Origin of the sequence: Celeribacter neptunius (assembly GCF_900113955.1) — a bacterium.
In the GTDB taxonomy this organism is placed as follows: domain Bacteria; phylum Pseudomonadota; class Alphaproteobacteria; order Rhodobacterales; family Rhodobacteraceae; genus Celeribacter; species Celeribacter neptunius.
The window spans coordinates 73423-93987 of the sequence record NZ_FORH01000011.1 but is presented as its reverse complement, the minus strand read 5'-3'; the positions used below and the strand labels follow the sequence as shown (position 1 = coordinate 93987).

The 20565-nt window shown below is 57.2% G+C and carries 17 protein-coding genes; 14 read left to right on the top strand and 3 right to left on the bottom strand.

The window, feature by feature from the left end; all coding sequences use genetic code 11:
- The first annotated feature begins 295 nt into the window (after positions 1-295).
- The 3 genes from repA (at position 296) to repC (ending at position 3919) form a co-directional block, all read left to right on the top strand.
- Complete coding sequence (repA, locus tag BM151_RS20870; RefSeq protein ID WP_090063216.1) at positions 296-1486, top strand: plasmid partitioning protein RepA; 1191 nt, start codon at positions 296-298, stop codon at positions 1484-1486.
- Positions 1483-2496, top strand: coding sequence for a plasmid partitioning protein RepB (gene repB, locus BM151_RS20865; RefSeq protein ID WP_090063213.1), 1014 nt, complete (start codon positions 1483-1485; stop codon positions 2494-2496). Before repA ends, repB begins: the two co-directional genes overlap by 4 nt.
- 175 nt (positions 2497-2671) lie before the next feature.
- Positions 2672-3919 (top strand): plasmid replication protein RepC, encoded by a 1248-nt coding sequence (gene repC / locus BM151_RS20860; RefSeq protein ID WP_090063211.1) that lies wholly within the window; start codon positions 2672-2674, stop codon positions 3917-3919.
- 695 nt (positions 3920-4614) lie between these two features.
- On the opposite strand, the gene BM151_RS20855 is transcribed toward repC, so the two are convergent.
- Positions 4615-5685, bottom strand: a complete 1071-nt coding sequence (locus BM151_RS20855; protein WP_090063209.1) for a Fic family protein — start codon at positions 5683-5685, stop codon at positions 4615-4617.
- A gap of 721 nt (positions 5686-6406) precedes the next feature.
- Between BM151_RS20855 and BM151_RS20845 the strand changes: the two genes are divergently transcribed.
- From BM151_RS20845 to BM151_RS20835, 3 genes are all read left to right on the top strand, one after another.
- Positions 6407-7306 carry an ArdC family protein gene (locus BM151_RS20845; RefSeq protein ID WP_090063230.1) on the top strand — a complete coding sequence of 300 codons (900 nt, stop codon included), beginning with the start codon at positions 6407-6409 and terminating at the stop codon, positions 7304-7306.
- A gap of 244 nt (positions 7307-7550) precedes the next feature.
- The gene (locus BM151_RS20840) at positions 7551-8396 is read left to right on the top strand and encodes a hypothetical protein (protein WP_090063204.1); all 846 of its coding nucleotides are present in this window, start codon (positions 7551-7553) and stop codon (positions 8394-8396) included.
- Positions 8397-8464: 68 nt separating this feature from the next.
- Complete coding sequence (locus tag BM151_RS20835) at positions 8465-9214, top strand: hypothetical protein (RefSeq protein ID WP_090063202.1); 750 nt, start codon at positions 8465-8467, stop codon at positions 9212-9214.
- A gap of 322 nt (positions 9215-9536) precedes the next feature.
- Here BM151_RS20835 and BM151_RS20830 read toward each other — a convergent pair whose 3' ends face one another.
- Entirely contained in the window at positions 9537-10292 is a 756-nt protein-coding gene (locus tag BM151_RS20830; RefSeq protein ID WP_245781279.1) for a hypothetical protein, read from the bottom strand.
- Between the two features lie 301 nt (positions 10293-10593).
- Here BM151_RS20830 and BM151_RS20825 point away from each other — a divergent pair, with 301 nt between their 5' ends.
- From BM151_RS20825 to BM151_RS20800, 6 genes are all read left to right on the top strand, one after another.
- Complete coding sequence (locus tag BM151_RS20825) at positions 10594-10794, top strand: hypothetical protein (protein WP_090063199.1); 201 nt, start codon at positions 10594-10596, stop codon at positions 10792-10794.
- 68 nt (positions 10795-10862) lie between these two features.
- The gene (locus BM151_RS20820) at positions 10863-11222 is read left to right on the top strand and encodes a DUF2958 domain-containing protein (protein ID WP_090063197.1); all 360 of its coding nucleotides are present in this window, start codon (positions 10863-10865) and stop codon (positions 11220-11222) included.
- Positions 11219-11446 carry a hypothetical protein gene (locus BM151_RS20815; RefSeq protein ID WP_090063194.1) on the top strand — a complete coding sequence of 76 codons (228 nt, stop codon included), beginning with the start codon at positions 11219-11221 and terminating at the stop codon, positions 11444-11446. The genes BM151_RS20820 and BM151_RS20815 overlap by 4 nt, the downstream gene beginning before the upstream one ends.
- A 350-nt stretch (positions 11447-11796) precedes the next feature.
- Positions 11797-12417 (top strand): helix-turn-helix domain-containing protein, encoded by a 621-nt coding sequence (locus BM151_RS20810; protein WP_090063193.1) that lies wholly within the window; start codon positions 11797-11799, stop codon positions 12415-12417.
- Entirely contained in the window at positions 12410-14350 is a 1941-nt protein-coding gene (locus BM151_RS20805) for a relaxase/mobilization nuclease domain-containing protein (protein WP_090063191.1), read from the top strand. The genes BM151_RS20810 and BM151_RS20805 overlap by 8 nt, the downstream gene beginning before the upstream one ends.
- Before the next feature lie 16 nt (positions 14351-14366).
- Positions 14367-16280, top strand: a complete 1914-nt coding sequence (locus tag BM151_RS20800; RefSeq protein WP_090063226.1) for a type IV secretory system conjugative DNA transfer family protein — start codon at positions 14367-14369, stop codon at positions 16278-16280.
- Between the two features lie 239 nt (positions 16281-16519).
- On the opposite strand, the gene BM151_RS20795 is transcribed toward BM151_RS20800, so the two are convergent.
- On the bottom strand, positions 16520-18019 hold the full coding sequence (locus tag BM151_RS20795; protein WP_143093141.1) for a hypothetical protein: 1500 nt from the start codon (positions 18017-18019) through the stop codon (positions 16520-16522).
- Between the two features lie 519 nt (positions 18020-18538).
- Here BM151_RS20795 and BM151_RS20790 point away from each other — a divergent pair.
- Together BM151_RS20790 and BM151_RS20785 are read left to right on the top strand one after the other, a co-directional pair.
- Positions 18539-19615, top strand: a complete 1077-nt coding sequence (locus BM151_RS20790; RefSeq protein ID WP_090063185.1) for a fatty acid desaturase — start codon at positions 18539-18541, stop codon at positions 19613-19615.
- A gap of 61 nt (positions 19616-19676) precedes the next feature.
- Positions 19677-20387, top strand: a complete 711-nt coding sequence (locus BM151_RS20785; RefSeq protein ID WP_090063182.1) for a B3/B4 domain-containing protein — start codon at positions 19677-19679, stop codon at positions 20385-20387.
- Positions 20388-20565 lie beyond the last annotated feature (178 nt).

Below are 20565 nucleotides of genomic sequence, written 5' to 3'. Positions count from 1 at the left end.
TGATGCGTTGATGCGTTGATGCGTTGATGCGTTGATGCGTTCAAATTTGAGGGCACTTATGTCACAGGGCCGTTTAAGCGGGGAGAAATGCTCTAGGTGTCGGCCGCACCCTTCATACCAAATATAGAAAATACTTGAACGAATCCGACTCTTTGGGCAATAGTCACGGAAAAGGGGCGATAAACGCCAAATTCCGTGATCACGATCTTGCGAATTCGTAAGCGGAGTTTTGAGGCAAGTAATTTCATCAGGGGCGGCGAATGGCTGTCTCGAAGGGCAGACAAGGGCAAATGACATGGCGGACGGTACGTCCAAACATGAAGACCTCAATGAGGTGATCCGTCAACACTCCGAGTGGTTGGCCGCGCAGCTGCATTCGCAGCGCGAAAGCCTGTTTCCGCCGGATGCGTCGAAACAGATGCGGAAATTCATGTCCGGGGAGGCTGCCGCGCTTCTGGGCGTCAATGACTCCTATCTGCGCAAGCTCCATCTCGATGGGAAAGGCCCCTCCCCCGAGTTGACGCCCGGAAATCGTCGCCTCTATTCAGCACATGATATTCAGGCGTTGCGAGAGCTTTTGGAAAAAACAGCACGCAAACCGGGCGATTACCTTCCCGGACGGCGTGAAAACGATCACCTGCAAATCATCGGCGTGATGAACTTCAAAGGCGGCTCCGGCAAAACCACCACCTCCGCCCATCTCGCGCAGCGTCTCGCTCTGCTCGGCTATCGTGTTCTGGCCATCGATCTCGACCCGCAGGCCTCATTAACGGCGCTTCATGGCGTTCAGCCGGAATTCGATCTCGAAGACGGCGGCACGCTCTATGACGCCATCCGCTATGACGACCCGGAGCCGATCCGTTCCGTTATCCGCCCGACCTATATTCCAAATCTCGACCTGATCCCGGGCAACCTCGAATTGATGGAATTCGAACATGACACGCCGCGTGCGCTCTCTCAGGGCAACGCCGGTCTGTTCTTCTTCCGCGTCAAAGAAGCTCTCGCTCAGGTCGATGAGGACTATGATGCCGTGGTGATCGACTGCCCGCCGCAGCTGGGCTTTCTCACCATGTCTGCGCTGTCGGCCTCGACGGGCGTTCTGGTGACCATTCACCCTGAAATGCTTGACGTCATGTCGATGTCCCAGTTCCTGCGCATGACTGCGGACCTGATGGATGTGATTGCCGAAAGCGGTGCCGATATGTCTCACGACTGGATGCGTTATGTGCTCACCCGCTACGAGCCTTCGGACGCGCCGCAAAACCGGATCGTGGCCTTCCTGCGCACCATGTACGGGGACACAGTACTCAATGCGCCGATGCTCAAATCCACCGCGATCTCGGACGCAGGGCTCACCAAGCAGACGCTTTATGAGGTCGAACGCTCGGCCTTCACGCGCTCCACCTATGACCGCGCGGTTGAGAGCCTTAACGCGGTGAACGATGAGATTGCGGAACTGATCCAGAAAACCTGGGGGCGCTCATGACCAACAGTAAGAAAAAGCGGATGTCCATGCTCGACAGCCTTGCTGCTGCCGGAGCGCCCTCCCCTACCACGTCGACCTCAATGATGTCGAATAACCGTGCGCTGCGCTCTGCACGCGATGCGGTCGATGGCCACCGGGTTTGGGATCTTGATCCCGCACAGGTGCTTGATGATCGTCTGGCTGACCGGCTTGACCCCAAAGATGTGGCGGACTTGCGTGAGGCGATCGAGGCCAATGGTCAGACCGTGCCTATTCTGGTGCGCCGTCACCCGAGCGAGCCGGACAGATATCTGCTGGTTTATGGCCGCCGCCGACTTGAGGCAATACGCACCTCTGAGAAGGTCGAGAAGGTCCGGGCTCTGGTGGCCAATCTCGATGATGATGCGGCCGTGCGGGCGCAAATCTCCGAGAACATGGCGCGCCGTGACCTCTCGTACATTGAGAAAGCACTTTTTTCTCAAGAGCTTATAGAAAGCAACTTTGGCACGCAGGCTCAGGTTGCCGAAGTGCTGACGGTCACAAAATCTTCGATCTCAATGGCTTTGACTATTGTCGATTTAGTGGGGGCTGATCTGATCCGAGCCATTGGTCCGGCCCATGGCATCGGCCGTCCGCGCTGGGATGCCCTTGGACGTTCGATTGAGGAGGCGGGGGTGGATCGCGAGGCACTGATCCGGGCGGCTGAGGATGTCTATACCGGGGCGCAGGTCGAGAGGGTCGTCGAAGGTCAGGACTCTGAGCCCGCGGATCTCTCGGTCGCTGCATTTGAGGCGGTGGCCAAGCTGTCGGAGAAAGCCAGTAAGAAACGCTCCACGGAGGCGCCCTCCCCTGCCCCGAAGCAACAAACGGTCCTGACTTTTGATGGCGCTCGAGGAGGGGCGGTGAAACGATCCGCCAAGGGGCTTGCGATCACACTGGACGACAGCGCCTTTGCCGATTGGATGATGGCCGAGGCCCAAGATTTAATTTCCGAACTTCACACGCGTTGGAAAGAGCGCGGCGAAGACTGACGAGCAGAAAACAACAACATAGGAGGCACGAGCCGACAAAAGAAAAGGCCCCGTAAAGACATCGCCCTACGAGACCCTAACTTGTTTCTAGCACCTTCAAGGTAGTGTCACGCATACGAATTCGCAAGTCCAAAGTGATTCGCGAAGCGGGATTTCTTTGTCTTCGTGAACAGAAATGACCTACACACCCGTCTCGCCGTTTCGGCGAACCATTGATGCTGTCATCTTGAAGCATCAGGCGCGCTCCAACACGGAGCTACCTCCCAGTGGCGTCAACAAATGGGAAGCTCTGCGCGAACTTTCCGCTGCGCGGGAGGCTTTTGGGCTGACCGATCGCGACATGACTGTCCTTCAGGCCCTCGTGAGCTTCCATCAGGCGACAATTCTGGGTGGCAATGACTCCAATTTGGTCGTGCACCCGTCGAACAAGTCGATCTGTGAGCGTTTGAATGGCATGCCGGCCTCGACGATGCGTCGCCATCTTGGCCGTTTGGTCCATGCGGGTGTCGTGATCCGTCGTGACAGTCCGAATGGGAAACGCTACGCGCGTCGTTTTGGCGAGGAGAAGATCGTTTATGGCTTCGATCTCACACCGCTCGCGCAGCGCTTTGAGGAGTTCTGCTCGGCCGCTGAGCAAGTCAGGGCCGAGCAGGAGGCTTTCCGACGCCTTAGAGAGGCTGTGAGCCTCATGCGGCGCGACTTGGCGTCCCTAAGTGTCTATGGCGAGGAAATGCGCCCTGACCTCTCGATCTGGCCGCAGTTTTCTGATCTGGCGGCGCTCACAGCCCGGACGCTTCGCCGCAAATTGGATATGGCTGATTTGGAGCGGATTGAGGCTGACCTAAGCGCAGCTCTTGTTCGTGCGCGCAACATCCTTGAGCCGTCTGGTTCAGAGAATATGAGCACCAATGAGTCTCAGAATGAGCAGCACTACCAGAATTCAAATAAAGACTCTTATGATTCTGAACTTCACCAAGAATTGGTAAAAGGCGCCGGGGTGGACTCCCCTGCCCTACCGGATCAACTGGCCGATACGGAAGAGAGAGCCATTTCAGAAACAGGTGTAGAGCTGGATCCGCCTGAGCCAGATATTCCGATGCCAAACCTTCCACTGGGATTGGTCTTGCGAGGTTGTCGTGAAATTCTGACCTATGCTGACGGCTCCGTTCGACATTGGCATGAATTTGTGAGGACCGCAGAGATTGTGCGTCCGATGATGGGTATCTCGCCTTCTGCCTGGGATGAGGCCAAACGTCACATGGGGCCCGTCGAAGCCTCGGTTGTGCTGGCAGCGATGCTTGAACGTATTGCCGAAATTCGTTCGCCAGGGGGTTACCTACGCAGTCTGAGTGCAAAGGCGGCTTCGGGTGAGTTTTCCTCTGGGCCTATGGTGATGGCGCTTATGCGCAAAGAGGCGGCATAAGGTCGTTCAGGTTCCCAAGTTCACAGCTGTGAACTTTGCATTGCGCCACCCCATGGTCGGTTCGAAATTGAGAGCGGATAGTGTCTTTACGCGGGTTCAGTTTGGCTCGAACTGCGCGGTTAGGGTCTCCTTTAGCCACCTCCCATGCCTTTTTGGGTGAAAGTTCACAGCTGTGAACTTTTCGCAATGTCGCGGTTAGGGTCTCTGCATGCGAGCGGAATATGATCGTAAGGGTTGTCAATGTTGAAACGGTTGACTGAGGTTGCAGATCGACGAGGCTCTTCTCAGGGTGTGAATATCTCCCAAGCCGAAGAATGCCTTTAGATGCCTGAGCTGAAAATGGGTCCATTCAGGACACCTGAGTATTGAGAGGCTCGTCTGGCGGAAATGTTGCTGATCGGCGACGACAGCTCGCCAACACAATGGCTGATCATCTCAATGTATGATCTGGCCTCTTCCAGACCACAGCGTACACAAGCTGGTGTGGTGCGTTGGACAGAAACTGTCGTTGAGTCTTCTGGTTGACGATCTTGAATGGTGGTTTTCGGCATCGTCAGGGTCGTAAGGGCGTGGATGTTTCGGTCACACACATGTTGCGCCTGTGATCAGCTCCGCAGCGGACGTGCGGGATCAGGTTTAAGCTTTCGTGAATTCGACGGTGCGGGCAAAAGCCGAACAAGAGAGGTGCCTCTTCGTCACCAATTCAGAAGATAGCGTGTTGAGCGCCCGCCTTCATGTGAGCGTGACAGAACGCCTTTCTGTTCGAGGGCCGTCAGGTCGCGGGTTGCTGTCGCGGGAGATACCTTGGCGATTTTTCCATAGGGGCCTGCGGACAGGCCTTGTTCCACTCTCTCTTCGCCTTCTTTGAAAAGTCTTCGTAGAACGGCGATCGAACGCTCGGGCAAGTCCGGATGGGAGACAAAAAAGGCATTGCGCCGCACAAGGAAGCGCGCTTCACGACTGGCTTCTTCGACACCGGCTTCAAGCCGTTCCAAAAGCCAGAGCACAAAAGGTGTTGCATCGATCGCAGCGCCGTCAATGCGCCGTCCTGCCTGCAACGCAGAATAGTAGCCACGTTTGTCGGCTTCGATTTGGCGGGAGAGGGAGAAGGGCAGGGCGCCTTCACTGGCGAAGATGTGTTCAATGATGGCGCGCCCGATCCGTCCGTTGCCGTCAGAGAACGGATGGATCGACTCGAACCAAAGATGGGCGATTGCTGCGCGCAAGGGTAGGGGGTGCGTGTCTGCTGTAAGCCATGCGAGAAACCTCTCCATTTCCTCGGCCATGCGTGCCGGTGGTGGGGCACTGTACAGTACGTCTTCGCGCCGCCCCGTGGGACCGCGAACGATCTCCATCGGAAATGTCCGCCATTTGCCACGATCCTCAACTTCCACCCCATGGAAAAGGAGTGCATGCCAGCGCTGCAGTGTTGCTGCGGAAAGTGGGGCCTCTCCAGCACGGGCTTCCAACATCAATTCTGCAATGGCATCTGTTCGACGCTGGGGTAGGGCCTGCCGATGCGTGAGAGATGCAACCACCGACACCTCGATTTCCTCAGCAGAGAGCGGAGCGCCTTCAATGGCGAAGCTCGCTAGAGCTTCACCCGTTACCGCCCGCAAAAAGATTTCCCCTCGCTCATCGGAGGTGAGTCCGGCGTGTAACCCGTCAATTGTGCCAAGCTGCGCCATGACACGCGTCAGAGGTGCTTCCGTCAGTGCGGGATCATGCCGAAAATTTGGCCAGGCGGATGAATTCCAGATCTGCATGAGGCGTTTGTTGCAGATATTCGCCTCATAAAGAAGCAAAAAATGAGGGGTTCATGAGGGGAAAACGGCTCAGAATGTTCTAAATGCTGGCTGAATGGTCGAATGTTTTATGCCTCGCGCATAAATATGACCCCGCAGCGTTGCATCGCCGGGTGGATACATGAGCAATATGGTTGAGCAGGCCGGGACAGGGGGGCTACTCCTCGAGCGGAATTTCTATGGTCGGTTCTGTGGGGGCGAGGCTCTGCTCGCGGGACTCCGGGAAAGACTTCTGGAGGGTGTGGCACAAGCCCAGGCGGTCATGAAGCTCAGTGCCATCGTAGGAGAGGCTCTGGACAGGTTCAGCCCATAAGCTTCTCAACTGTGTCACTTGGGTCTGGTGCAGATCATGCCGATCCAGCAGCTCGAAAATTGTGATTGAAACGAGCATGTTATATCCGTGCTCGTTGCGCGCTTGCCGATGTGCTTGGCCGGTCTGGCTCTGTGTGGAAGCAAGTGAATTCTGGGGTGTTTTGCGCAGTCAGATGGGGCGTCGCCACAAGCCTCCCCAGTCTTATCCCCGTGCGAGCAAGGGGATCGCGGGTCTGGCGGACGCCGCCACCCGCGCAATGCTCTGCCCGCTCCATTCGCTGACGCTCCCGTGTTGACCATGCCCGGGCGGCTTTCTGCGCCCGCCATGTCCTCCCGCGTCCCGCACGGGGACGAGACAATGGAGGATTACATGGCACAGAAACCCGACATCTACACGCGCGTCACCGAGAAAATCATTGCTGATCTCGAAGGTGGTGCCCGACCCTGGCACAAACCGTGGAACGCTGAGCATCTCGCTGGTCGCATCACCCGGCCCTTGCGTCACAACGGCATTGCCTATCGCGGTCTCAACATCATCCTGCTTTGGACTGCTTCGGTCGCCTATGGTTATGCCGCCCCCACATGGATGACCTATCGCCAGGCACTCGAACTCGGCGGGCAGGTCCGCAAAGGCTCCAAGGGCCAACTGGTCATTTACGCCGACAAGTTCCACAAGACAGAAACCGACGATGCTGGTCAGGACCGTGAGGTCGAAATCCCTTTCATGAAGGGCTACACGGTTTTCAACGTCGATCAGATTGAGGGCCTGCCCGAGACCTACTACGCTGTGACTGCGCAGACGCCCGAAACTGCCGAGCGCGATACCGCTGCTGAAGCATTCTTCGCTGCGACCAAGGCTGATATTCGACATGGTGGCAACCAAGCTTACTACGCGGTTGAACCCGACTATGTGCAGATGCCGCCTTTCGAGACGTTCGAGACCCCTGAAAGCTACTATGCGACGCTCGGCCACGAGATCACACATTGGACGCGCCATTCGAAACGCCTCGGTCGCAGCTTTGGCCGCAAATGCTGGGGTGACGAAGGCTATGCTCAGGAAGAGCTTGTTGCCGAACTTGGGGCGGCATTCCTTGCGGCCGATCTGGGTCTGTCGCCCGAGCCGCGTGAGGAGCATGCGTCCTATATCGCGCACTGGCTCGAAGGCCTTCGTAACGACACGCGGTTCATTTTCCAGGCTGCAGCACACGCACAGCGCGCTGTGGATTACCTACATGGGCTGCAGCCGAAGCCGGAAGAGGTCGCCGCGTAGGCGACCTCAATTTGATCTGGTTTTACGAAAACGCGGACCTTCGCTGGGATCTCGACCAAGGGCACGGGGGCGGACAAAGTGTGAATTCGCTGCGTTTGCGCCGACGTCTGCTGAGTGCGACCTACGGACTTCCTGGAACTCCGAATTTTTTTCTTTGCCATCTATTGCTTGCGGATGGGCAATACGGCTTTGAGATCGGTGTTGGTGCTGCCATTATTGAATGCGTGAACGAGGAGTCCCGCCAATGCTTCGAAGGTTTTCTAGCCATATCAACACCATTATGGGTAATGTGAGGGCTTTGATATCGGATTTTGAGCGCGATGTTGGCCGAGGATACTTCGCCAACGAGGAAGACATCACTTCTCAATTTGCCGGTCGGCTGAAAAACATCCTGATTCTTTCTGATCCGGATTTTACAATCCAGTGCCGGGCAATTGTCACCAAGAAAACGACCGAGGAGCCAACTCTTGGCGCAGACATCCTCGTTGTTATCTCATTTGATTCCCCGGAGATTTCGATTTCCAAAGGATTTATCGCTCAAGCGAAACAGGTAGAGTTTGGCAAGAGCATTGGGGGCTCAGGCCCCATGAATACACTTCGCGCACAATGCAGGAACATGCTCGATCACACACCGGAATCCTATGTCTGGCTGTACTCCAAGGACAGCTTCCGGGTGCAACGTGCTGCCACTGCAGAGGCAATCACAACCAACAAGCCCGATGATGCCCTTTCGCATCCTTTTGATTGGTTTTTCTACGATTTCCTCATCTCTATGAGGGGAGATCCATTGCTTACGCTGCAAAACTTCCCGCGCCTGCAGGGGATCATCCAAGAACTCAGCATCCCGCTCGTGCTGCTCATTTCTGCAACCTCAACAGGCGACGACAGACCGCGTGGCGGCGGCGAACCTTCGCCTGACAGTGGTCCACCTGATCTGGATGACCTAGTCCGAGTACTTGATGGCACTCCGCTTGAAGAATGGTCTTCTTGGGCAAGTGATTGGGGGCGCAGCCAAAGCACCCGGGAAGAGGAGCAGTCCTCAGAACAAAAGGCAAAGCCCCAGCAGCGAGTTCAGCTACGGGAAAATTAGATTAGCGTGAGAAGCGCTTTATTTGAGCGTTCTCAAACAAGTGCGGAACACAAGAAAGGATCAAAGCTTTGGATATCAGAGGATTTTTAGAAGCCAATAATGCAGACGATTCACGAGAGGCGCTAATCGACATTCTAACGCGGTATACCCAACCGGCATTCGGTGCATTACCAAAGCGCGAGACCGACATCCTTATTTTCGAGGTGATGCGAACTCTTGGTCTGCTACCTGAAGACGCATCGGTCTACGACCTAATGACAGACCTCCGGATCACACGAGCAAAGGCCTCGCAACTGCTCTTCGACACCGCGATCCGGAAGTTTGACGAGAACCCGGCATTGCTCGACGCGAAGGTGGTCGAGGCCTTGTGCAATGCGCGCTTTCACCACGACGCTGACAAGTATTTCGTGCTTGAGGTTGAGGACCCTATGGTCAACGCGAATCTCAAGGAGAAAGTCCGCAAGGCTGGTCATATTTCGGACAGTTCGTTCAACTCGGCCTTAATCCGGCTCCCGTTGGATGCTGTTGCTGATTTAGTTGCCGATCTGCTTCCAGAGGATCGTCAGGACGATGTAAAGGCAGCACTTGTCGCCGCCGGAGCACCTGAAGAACCCTCATTCAAGAACGTGGTCAAGTCTTCGCTGAAGACACTGGGGAAAAAGGTGGTTGGGGAAGCTGCCGATGGCCTGGTCGAAGAAGCGGGTGAATTCCTTGCGCCTATCCTCCGCGATGGTGCAGCGATCGCGGCGAAATGGCTGCCTGTTCTTGGCAATGGCGACGACGATGGTGACGATAATGGAGGGGGAGTCCTTGTCTGACCTTCGAGGCCATAGCTCCGATTTCTAGTCCGTAGACATAGCGTACATCGCGATGGTTCGATAGCTGGTGTCAGGCCTTCTCACAACGTCATGCTCGATGCGGCAACGCAAGCGGTCCTGAAACGGAATCGTCCGCACTGCAGCGACCAGATTGGGCCTGAAGGGCCGCTCGGGGCCGGTCTTTCTCATGCGGTTTCTCTGCGGAAGCGAATTGCTGCAACTGCTCGATCGGTAATATGGGCTCGAAGCCGACCGTCGCCGCACGTTGATCGAATGGCCGCTGTCGGGAAACGATGCTCCAACAATCGGAGATCTGGATGCCTCAGTGGCGTGGAGGTACTTCCACCATTTCATCCGTGCTGAGCTGAAGACAGGAGTGCCAAAGCGGGGTTTTCCAATAGGTCTTGTCGGATCGTTTATCGCCATCGCGGGTCTCTGCCAGAAACCCGATCCAGTTCAGTGGACGCAGCACATGGGTGAACAGAAACCCCGCGTGATCAAAGTATTCCCGATCATAGATCTCTTGCCGTTCAATTCCGTAGAGCGTCTTCACCAGATGCGCCTCGCTGAGTCCAACTTCCGCCTCGACATTGATGATGTTGAGGAAGATGTCCCAGTTGCCTGGTGCAGTGAACTCGGAACGCACAGTCCGGGCGTGATTGTAGCGAAAGAGGTAGGTCTCGGCGAGGTCTGCGAAGAAGGCGCCGCGGTTTGAGGCCAGCGCCTTGGCTTTCTTTGAGACCTGGAACTTGCCCTTCACATGGCGACCCAGCTTCATGACGATCATGAGATCATGCACGACCATGGCTGGCGCGACATCCCACTCGTTGAGCACCTTGTTCAATCGCAGCAACTCCTCTGCCTTGTAGTCCGGCCAGGGCGAGTTCTCCGCCATCCAATGCGCGAACTTCCGGTTGAGGGCTTTGGTCTGTGTCAGCCCGATCCCGCCGTGTGTGTCGGCATAATCGAAGGCGAGTTCCATAGCCTGCAGCAACCAGGATTGATCCAGGGCAGGGTCGTCATCGGCGATGGGTCGAAGCTTGATCATGCCCCGCCATAACAGGTTGCGCGGGGACATGTCTTCCGGTCGTTACAGCTTCATCCAACTTCAGGCGTCAGCCACCTTCGGAGCATCCAACCACCATTTGGTCTAGCGTGATCGGCACGTTGCCCGGTCACCCCTGTTCCCCTCTCGTTTTCTTTCTGATGCAATCTCCGTGACCTGGCCCATCTGCCGGGCGCGGCCTTCAGCCACCCCCTTCAAGCAGAACTTTCCCCTGTGCGCTTCGCGCCCATTCCTCGCGCAGCAAAGTTCAGCCTGACAGCCGGTCCGGACGGTCCCGGACTCCCGTTTGCATCGAAAACGAAGGAGAACCGATATGACCAAGTACTACACCGTCACCACCCCCGACACCGGCAAGGATGGCAAGACCCGCTTCCACAAGGTGGGCGTTGCCTTCCCGCAGAACGAAGGCGCCAAGTCCTTCATGACCATCCAGCTCTTCGCAACCCCGGTGAATGGCGAACTCGTCCTCTTCGAGCCCAAAGCCGACAGCGACGACGGCCAGGTCACCGAGTGACCCGGCCGGGGAGCGGCCTCACGCTCCCCCGTCAACTTCACCGACATTTCATACGAAGGACAGACACAATGGAACTTCTGCCCCAATCCATCCTCGACCAGCTTGCCGCCAATGGCCGCGCCAACCAGGACCGCATCGAAGCTGGCGAGGACACCATCGACCACCCACCGGTCATCAAGCTCTTCACGCCCGACGGTGGTGCCACCTGGCTCCTCAGCGAAACCGACCCAGAAGACGCGGATATCGCCTTCGGGCTTTGCGACCTCGGCCTTGGCTACCCGGAACTGGGCTCGGTTCGGCTCAGTATCCTGAAGGCGCATCGTGGTCGCCTGGGACTGCCGATCGAACGAGACCTTCACTTCAAAGCAGACGCGCCGCTCAGCACCTATGCCGAGCGCGCCCGCGAAGCCGGAGGGATCGTGACATGAGCACCAATATTTGTCCCGAACACATCAGCGCCTTTGAGGCGCTGACTTCCGGAGAGCACGACAACTTCGCACTTTTCTCGTGCTTCCTTGACGGTGAACCAGCCGTGGCAATTGTCGCGGTGACGCCGCCCAGAAGCGACGAAGACGAGTACCAGATCACGCCGCTCTTTGTGGGTATCACGGAAAACATGGTTCTGACGGATCATGAAGGTACTGCCGCCTGACGGTTGCGCGTCGCATAGCATTCAGAAGAAAAGGTCGCCCATTTCTGTGCGGCCTTTTTCAGTTTCGTTGATGATCCCACGCCAACAACGCTGAACGACATTTGGGCGACACCCTGACGAAATAGAAGCGCTTGCTGTTTCCCTGCTGGTGATGGTTTGTTGCGCGTTGAAATGTCGGATCTCGTTGCACTCCGTCGGGCGAGATGTGCCAGCAATGGGGCGCAAAAAGACAAGTCAATCAAAACGTAATATTGCGCAATGTGATGTATTGAAGTATAAGCGAAGGAGAGAAAAAAGACGTTGGCAGGATATGGCCAATGTTTGCACATTTTGTCCGAGGGGTCTGACCCGTGCCGAGGCCAGCGAAAAACCTGAAGCTTGAAGAGCGCATCGAAGTCGCGCGGCGCTTCGCGGCGGGCGAAAGCGCGAAGGAGCTGGCGGTGGCGTTCGGCATCTCTCCACGCCACGTGAACCGGCTCGCGAAAGAGGAGGCGGGCGAGGGGATCGCGGTGCGCGATCCGAGCGAGACGGTGGCGTTCCGAGCCAGCCGATCCGAGCTTGAGATTTTCGATGCGGAGTGGCGCGAACGTGGCTACACCAACCGCTCGCAGGCGCTCAATGCGGTGCTGCGCGCGCGGTGCGGTTTCCTCGATGTGCCGCGTGATCTGGTCTCGGAATTCTGCGCCTCATGGCGTCAGGCGAAGGACGTGAGCGATGCCGGACTGTTGCTTGCCAAGGCGGTCCATCGCGGTCGGTTGGAGATCTCGGAGGCGGATCGCGCGGTTCTGATCGAACTGCTCGATCTGGCGCAATCGATGAGCCGTGAGATGGGCCGGATGAAGGATGCGGCGCAGGCGTTGCGTGCTCAGGAGTGGCCGCAAAAGGAAGTAGGGCGGGGGGTACAAAGCGAGGTTCTGGAGGACAGCTCGCCCGTGACAGGGGGCGGTCTAAGGCTGGTGCGCAATGGCTGATCCCCTCGCCCTCTACACCTCGGTCATGGGCCGGCTCTGGGAGGATGAGCGCATCCGGGGCCAGGCCGCGGCGCGGATCGATGCGCGTCTGGCGGGGCGCCGGCAGGGGCGTAGTTTCGCGCGCGTCGGATCCATGTCGGCGCGCAACGCGCTGAAGGCGGCGACGGGGCAAAGCCGGGCGGCGGTGTTCAAACGGATCCGGGCCGGAGGCTGCAAGACGCGTGTTTCGCTCGGGGCGCAGATCTCCTACATCAACGACAAGGCGGTCTACGCCTACTCGACGATGACCAATGCGCTGACCGACGCGGCGGTGCTTTCTGAAGAGCAGAAAGAGGACATCATCGAGGACTGGGCCGGGACCTGGCGCGGCTCGACCAAGCTCGGTTTCACCTCGCACATGCTGCTGTCCTTCCCGACCGACGTGACGGTCGACCAGGTCCGCGACATCGCGATGGATTGGACGGAGCATTTCTTCGAGAGCGGCGAATACGGCGACCAATGGGACTATGTGCTCGCGGTCCATGATGACCGGGCCCACAAACATGCTCACATCATCCTGAACAATCGCGGCGTCGAGAACGGCACCTGGTTCTCTTGCTGGGCCGAGGGTGTGATGTCGCCGCAGCTCATGCGCGAGAAACAGGCCGAAATCGCGGAACGCTACGGTGTCATCCTCGATGCCACCACCCGGCTCGAGCGGGGCATTTTCGAGAAGCCCGCCGGGATCGAAGAGATCTACCGCGCCAAGGAGGAGGCCCGCCTGCCGCGCGAGATTGTCATGACGGCCCCGGAATCCGCCATCGCGCAGGCGCAGGTGGTGGGCTTCGCCAAGGACTACAAGAACCTCGCCGACCTGCTGGACCGGATGGACCAGCGCCACATGGCGCGCGCCCTGCGCGGCATGGCGGACGGGCTCGGTTCCGGTACGCCGTGGAACTTCACCGAAGGAGAGATAGACATGAAGGACATCAAGACCGTCGGTGATGCGATCGACTATTCCGAGCGCACGATCGAGGCGCTGAGGCTCAAGGCCGAGGAACTGGATCCGGCCGAGCGGGCCGTTTTTGAAGCCAAGGCCGCGCCGATCATCGCGGATCTCTCACAGATGGTGCCGGACCCGGACCTGCGCGCGCGTTTCGGCAAGCAACTTGAAGAGCCCTATCCGCCGGGGGCGGGCAGTGAGGTGCTGATCGCCGCGCTGCAGTCCGGCAATGACGAGGGCCAAGATGCCGTTTTGAGCGATGTGCTCGAGCGCGCCGAGGAGGCAGGCATGGACAGCGAGGAACTGGTGGCCCGGATCACGGCGGGCGGCACGCGCAACTACGGGATGGCGCAGGACTGGGTCGAGCGGGATATGGACGCTGTATTGGCGAAGGATGGCCTGAGCGTCGAGACGGCCAATGACGAGCAGCTCGATGCCGCGCTCGAAAAAGTCGATGGCCTGATGGACGCGCTTATGGAACGGGCGAAGGAACTGGGCGTCGAGATCGGCCGAACCCTCGCGGACGAGGAAGAGGCGACCTTGCCCCTTATCGATGAGGAAGACCGGACACCCAATCCCTACCTGCAGGATCTCGCCGACATGCTCCGCGACGGCAAGCTCACCGAGGAACAGGAAGAGACGGTCGAGCGGACCCTGCAATCCGAGCTCTTCAAGGAATTGGGTGAGGAGGGCTTGGCTGAGCTACGCCGTGGCAACTACGAGGTGCTGGACGCGGCCCTGCCAAGCAAGCTCGATCAGATCACCGTCACGCAGGAGTTCCTCGAAATGACCTTCGAGGAGACCGGCGATCAGGTCTTCACCGACCGCGCCGCCGGGTTGCAGCAGGACAAGGCAACCGAAGTGGCGCGGCTGCGCGGCCAGCAGGAGGCCCAGGAGCTGGGACGTGATCTCGGTCGGGACCGCGGTCTCGATGACGAGATGGAATTCTAAGGGGGAGATGACCACCATGACCAAGACACTTCCCCTCTGGGCCGCGCTCCTCTTCGGTGTGATCTGCGGTGCCGTCATCGGCACCATCGTCGCCGCCTTCTACCTGACCCTGGCCCTGAAAACCGGGTTTCAGAGTTTCGACATGTTGGCGCTCTGGAAGGCCAGCGCCGCAACACGCGCGGCGCACGTGCAAGCCTTCAAGGTGGGATTTGGCGCCGTCGGCTTCGGGGCCATTGGGCTCGGCGCCCTTGCGCTGGCCTGGACCTGGAAGAAGGAGCGGGACGATTACGGCTCGGCCCACTGGCAGACCAAGGCGGAACTGAAGAAGAACGATATGCTGCAGGCCCCCGGCGAAGGCTTCGTCTGCGGCAAGCTGGGCGCGCCAACCTCAAAGGCTGAGTTTATCTCCTCGACCACGATCCCGCATGTGATGATGGTGGCCCCGACCCGCGCCGGTAAGGGCGTTGGCTTCGTGATCCCGAACCTTCTGAGTTTCGCGGGCTCGGTCGTGGTGCTCGACGTGAAGGGCGAGAACTTCGAGAAGACCGCGCGGCTCCGGGCGCTGAACGGCGACGAGGTCTATCGCTTCAGCCCCTTTGACTGGGCCAATGCCACGCATCGCTACAACCCGCTTGCTCGGATCGCGAAAGCCCCGAGCTTCGCGCAGCGCTTCACCGAGGTCTCGATCCTTGCCGACCTCTTCCTCGACAAGGACAACAAGCAACTCGACACCTTCTCCGAGGCGGGCAAGTCGATCTTTGTCGCGGCCTGCCTGCTGGCGATCCAGCGCGGCACGCCGAACCTTGGCGAGGTAAACAAGATCGTCGCCGGGGGGGAGTACAAGAACGCGCAATACAAGACCTATGCCGACGAGGCCGAGGAAGACATCCTGCGCGAACTTTGGACCAATGCGGCCTCAGCCTCGTCGCGGCTTCTCACTTCGAACATCCAGGCGCTGATGACTGCCGGTCTCAAGCAATGGGACAACCCGGCGGTGCGCTCGGCCACCGAGGCGAGCGACTTCGATTTCTCAACCTTCCGGAAGACCCCGCAGTCGCTCTACATCGCCGTTTCCGAAGATCACATCGCAACCCTTGCCCCGCTCCTGCGTCTGATGTTCGCCGATCTCATCGCCTCGATCCGCCTGAACGAGCCGGGCCCGGATGAGCCCTGGCCGGTCATGATGATGATCGACGAATTCCAGCAGATGGGGGCGATGCCCTATCTGGAGCGCGCGATCCATTCCCTGGCAAGCTATGGCGGCCGCGTCGCGATGATCGCGCAGTCGCTGGCTTCGCTCGACCGCATTTATGGGCCCGAGGGCCGCGAGAGCCTCGAGAACGGGGCCGGGCTCAAGCTCTACATCACGCCGCGGGATCAGCGTACCGTGAAAGAGGTCTCGGCGGCCGTCGGCAGCACCACCCGCGAGGCGGTGACCCGGATGTACGGTCGCAACAAGGGCTTCCTCGGCGCGACGTCGACTTCGGCGCGGCTGGAAGAGCGTCCGCTGCTTTCCGAGACCGAAGCGCGCCTGATGGATCCCGACGAGGTCATCATCCTCGCCTCGCCCCAGCATCCGATCAAGGCGAGCCGGATCAAGTATTACGACGATCCGTTCTTCAAGGACATGCTGGCCCGCCAGGAGGGCAAGCCGTTTCCCTATCCACCGAGTGTGCAGGGCGTGGGGCCCTGGGGTCCCGATGGCGGTGACGAGACCGGCGCAGACGAGCAAGCGAAACCAGCCGAGCGCACCCCGGTCCGGGATCGCTCGCAGCGGCGCGAAGCACGCGCGATGAGGGTGATGGCTTTGGAGGCCGGGCGCGGGCAGCCTGAGCCCGAGACGCTCGAGCGGGAAGCGGCGGTGCCGAAGGAATGGGAGGCAGCGCTCGACCGGCAGGAGGATTTCATTGAGGAAATGTTGGGTGGGTGAGGATAGTTTTTTTGTCGAACGGCCCAAAGTTGTCGCCTATGGTGTTGGCCAAAGCCGCACTGCAGCCTTCTCGAACCACCCATTCGGGCTTTTTGCCACATCAAGGACGGTCCAAAGTTCTGCAGCACGGAGTATATAGGCCTTTCGGTGCCTCTTCCCCAGTGGCCACTTTCGGTCGGCGTGAAATGTGCGGTCGTTTCTACTTTGGCATTAAACGAACAAGCTTGGGCTGGTAATAGCTAGTCTATCTGAAGCGGTGCGAAACGAACGTGAGACCACAGGTCGAATTTTTCCCCTTCTTTTTCGTAGGTTGATCCCGAGGTGCCCTTCAAAGAGTTGCCAATAGCAGCCATCAATTCTGTATCATCAAGGGTGTCGCTGCGCCTACCTTGCTCCCGAATAAACCCGTCGGGTACTCGCCAATCGCTTGCGCTGTTGGGTGCGTTATTCGAGTACTTGATTATCTCTCTCTCGATTTCAGAGAGGAGCTCGTGGCACTCTTCTTCGTTGTTGGAAGTTAAGTGTGCACCGAAGCGCTGAGTGTTTTCATAGTGCCAAGCCGTTCTTTGTTCAGGCTCCCCCTTCAAAACAAGTTCAATCGCCTTTTTCTCAACCTCGACATCCTTTTCGAGATTTTCGAAAAGCTCTGACGCCGGAAAAGGCTTCAAGTCTAGATCGTCGGATTTTTGTGCTGGAGACAGACGTATGGCGACGCGCGAAGATATCAGTTTTCCAGTATAGTTAGTGGACATCACCAAGCCTGGGATCACAGAGTGACCTGCTCGAATGTCCACCCACCGGATTGCCAAGATTTTCATCGAGGTAAACGGCGTTCTGTTCGAACCTGGCGAATGCTTTTCAGCCTGCGGCTTTTGTCCCCCAACGAAGTAAAGGCCTTGCTCGAGTGGTAGAATCTTTCCAGAACCGATCCGTGTCCTGCCTCCAGCCTTAGGAGCCTTGTAAATATGTGTGAAAACAAATGAATGCTTGTCGTTTCGTGCGCGTTCGGGAGGACTAATTGCGGTAAAGGACTTAATGATTTTGTTCGGATCAGAACGCATTGGACGATACACCACCATGTGACCGCATCCGTCTTCACCATGTACAAACGACCTAACAAAGCTCGACATTTCATCGTAGTGGTCCTGCTGGACCTCGAAGTTTAACGATAACCCGAGTGTTGGCTTCACAACATTACCCTGCGCCCCTGGAAGCTCGAGGCGCGAACTGAGAGCGTTTAGCAGTCTACTGGGAACTTGCTGTTCCTCCTGATTCAGCATAAGCCGCAGATACTCCCTCTTGAGAGCATCAGAATCCTTCAAGTTGCATAAGAAGAGCACAAAGGTCATCGGTAGACCCGCCTTGTAGCTCCCTTTCTTTCGAACTGCGAATGTCGCAAAAGATGCAACTTCGTTTCCAGATACAGGTAAAGTGTAACAATGTTCACGCAATTCATCGGGCAGTCCGCTGACGAATGCGTTTATCTCTTCAGACAGGTCTTTCCATTGGGGGCTATTGATCGTGCTGGCACCGATCTTGTCTAGCCGCTTTTGGTCCGCAATCGACATAGCGTAATGGCAGTACAGTCTCGAGATGATTGAGTAGGTCAAACCATTGAACCGGTCTTTCCCGGAAATGCACAGGCGCAGATCGCGTTGAGCGTCGTCCATGACTTGCTTGCGCTTGGCTGGTTCGATTACTTTGAACTCGCTAAGAAATTTTTCAAAACTCTTGGACACTGCCGCTCCCCCTCGTCGCGGGAACATGGCAAATTTCTTGCAGATTGAACACAAAAATCTGCTCCGAAACTGAGTCAAATGGCTCCATCCGGAGTGTAGATGGGGGACTCCCTAGGTTTGTACTTTGTTTGTTCTTGTTTTTCGGCAGTTTGGAGGCGGTTAAGCGACCGATATGCCATTTCTACTTGAGTGAATGCCCGTATCTGGGATGCCAGATTCTGGTTCAAACGTTGGAAATCAGCTTCCGCCGTGGTGAAACTGAGGCAGCTTCAAACCAGACTGCTTGCTAGGTTTTTGAGAGCCGCCCAACAGTGCAGTCAAAGCCCCATCATCATAGGCCAGATGACGTCTCAATGTGTTTAATTAGACCCACAGCGTTGCAGCGCTGTGGGTCTGAGCCGGTTCAGGTTTTGTAGTCACCAGCGGGGCAGAGCGCCCATCTTCACCGGCGGTTAGAGGGTACACGTTGTGAGCCACTTTAACAAGAGAAGCGCTCTGTCCTCTTCAGGGAGGAGTCAAATGACTTTCCAGAAAAACATGGCGAACGATGTGGTGAAGGCCGCACGCAGCCAAGCCATCGCTGATGGCTCAAAGAATGAGGATCTTCCGGAGCGACGATACAAACGTGGTTACGACACTTCTCATCTTCCGGAGCACGTACGCGCGGAACTCAAGAAAGCGGAAGAGAGCAACCTCGTAGCCAGCGTGGCCGAAGCGGCACTTACATTGGTTTCGATCCCGCTTGTGGCCATTGCAGCAGTATATGCGATGGGGCTTGTGGGGGCTTCCCTGCCTAATGCAGCGGCAGCTGCCGCCGGTGTAGCTCTCGTGTATGTCCTAGCAGCAACTGGTATCGCGCGGCAGATGCGCGGACTCGAGCTCATGGTCCATGATGCATCTCACTTGGCTTGGACGCGTTCCAAACGGCGGCTCAACAACCTGCTGGCCAACGTCTTGGTGGCTGTTCCAGTACTCAGCACGGTCGAAGCCTACTGGAAATCGCACCGGATTCACCATGGTTCGTTCGGGTCTCACCTCGACCCTTGCCGCCAACGGTTTGCTGATATGGGTTTGGAACATCTAGACCTGTCGACGCGCTGGAAGATCGTCAAAGCCGTCGTGGCTTGGCTTCCAGAGTACAATGCCGCCTACTACAGGGAAATTGGCAGCCAGTCCGGTCGTCAGTGGGCCTACTTCGCAGCGTGGCATATCTCTTTTTTGATCGCGCCGGGGGCTCTGCTTATTGCGTTTTTCGGGAGCGCATCTGCTGTAGATGCCATTGCGTTGGCGGCTCTGGCGTGGGTCGGGTTTTGGATGCTGCCAGCAACAACCGTTCTGCCCGTCATTCGTTCTATTGCTGAGTCTGAAGAGCACGATTATGCGGCAGGGGAAACGGAGTTTGACACGACTTATACCAACGATGGTTGGGTGCATCGGGTTCTAATCCACCCCAAGAACGACGCCTATCATTTGGTACATCACATGTTCCCAAATATCCCCGAGCGCCGTCATCGCCGGGTCCATAAACTCCTGACGAAATACGACAAACTCTATCAGGAATCCCTACAGCGAGAGCGTGTATTGGACCGCGCATGAGCAAGTGGTCCCGGCCTTCAGGCCGGGGCCAACAACAAATCCACATGTGAGAGGAAAACCAATGAATGAAGTTACATTATCCATCGGAAGAGATGTGCTGGAAACTTTCCCTGACGTTCACATCGCAGCTGTAAGGACTAAGATAAACGATGCTGCGGCTTTGCAATCAGCCATTGAGAAACTCAAGGATGACGCTGAAAAGCTTCGCCACGATCTGGAAAAAATTGATCCAATAACAAGTATGCCGGAGATCGCGAGTTGGCGCATTGCTTATGGAGCCATGGGGATTAAGCCATCGAAGTTTCACTCAAGTATTGAAGCACTGATGCGTAGAGTGAAGAAGGGTCAAGACATCAGTACCGGGCTGAGGATTGTGGACTTTTACAACTTGGTTTCGATAAACCAAAAGTCCCCTATCGGGGCCTACGATGCTGGGAAGCTAACGTCATCTGAAATCGTATTGCGTAAGACCGACCCGTCGAATGACAGTTTCGTACCACTGGGGGGCAGCGCTGAGGCATTTCCATTGTCCGAGGGACTAGTGGTCTATGCAAGCAACTGTGATGTCCTGTGTTGGGGTTTCAATACTCGCGACAGCAGCATCTCATGCGTCGATCAGGATTCGAAAGAGGTTTTGTTTTTCTCAGAGACGACTGACGCAGAACAGCGAGAGCGACCAGCTGCAACTATGCGAGCGCTCGCGGATGCTTTGGGGGATGTGGATGCCAAGATCGTAACCCTCGACAGAATCACTCCGACGGGTAGCTTGTAGGCCTGCCTTACTGGAACTGGGAGATGACGAACGCCGCAGCAAAGCAGCGGCGTTCGCGCTCATTTCCCTTAGTAGGTAATAATGGTCGTTCTTGGCTACGCATTAAAGTGCGGACATTGGGACAGGGCGCAGCGTTCAGCGATTTGGTCTCTGAGTTGACTTGCAGGAATGCAGAGTT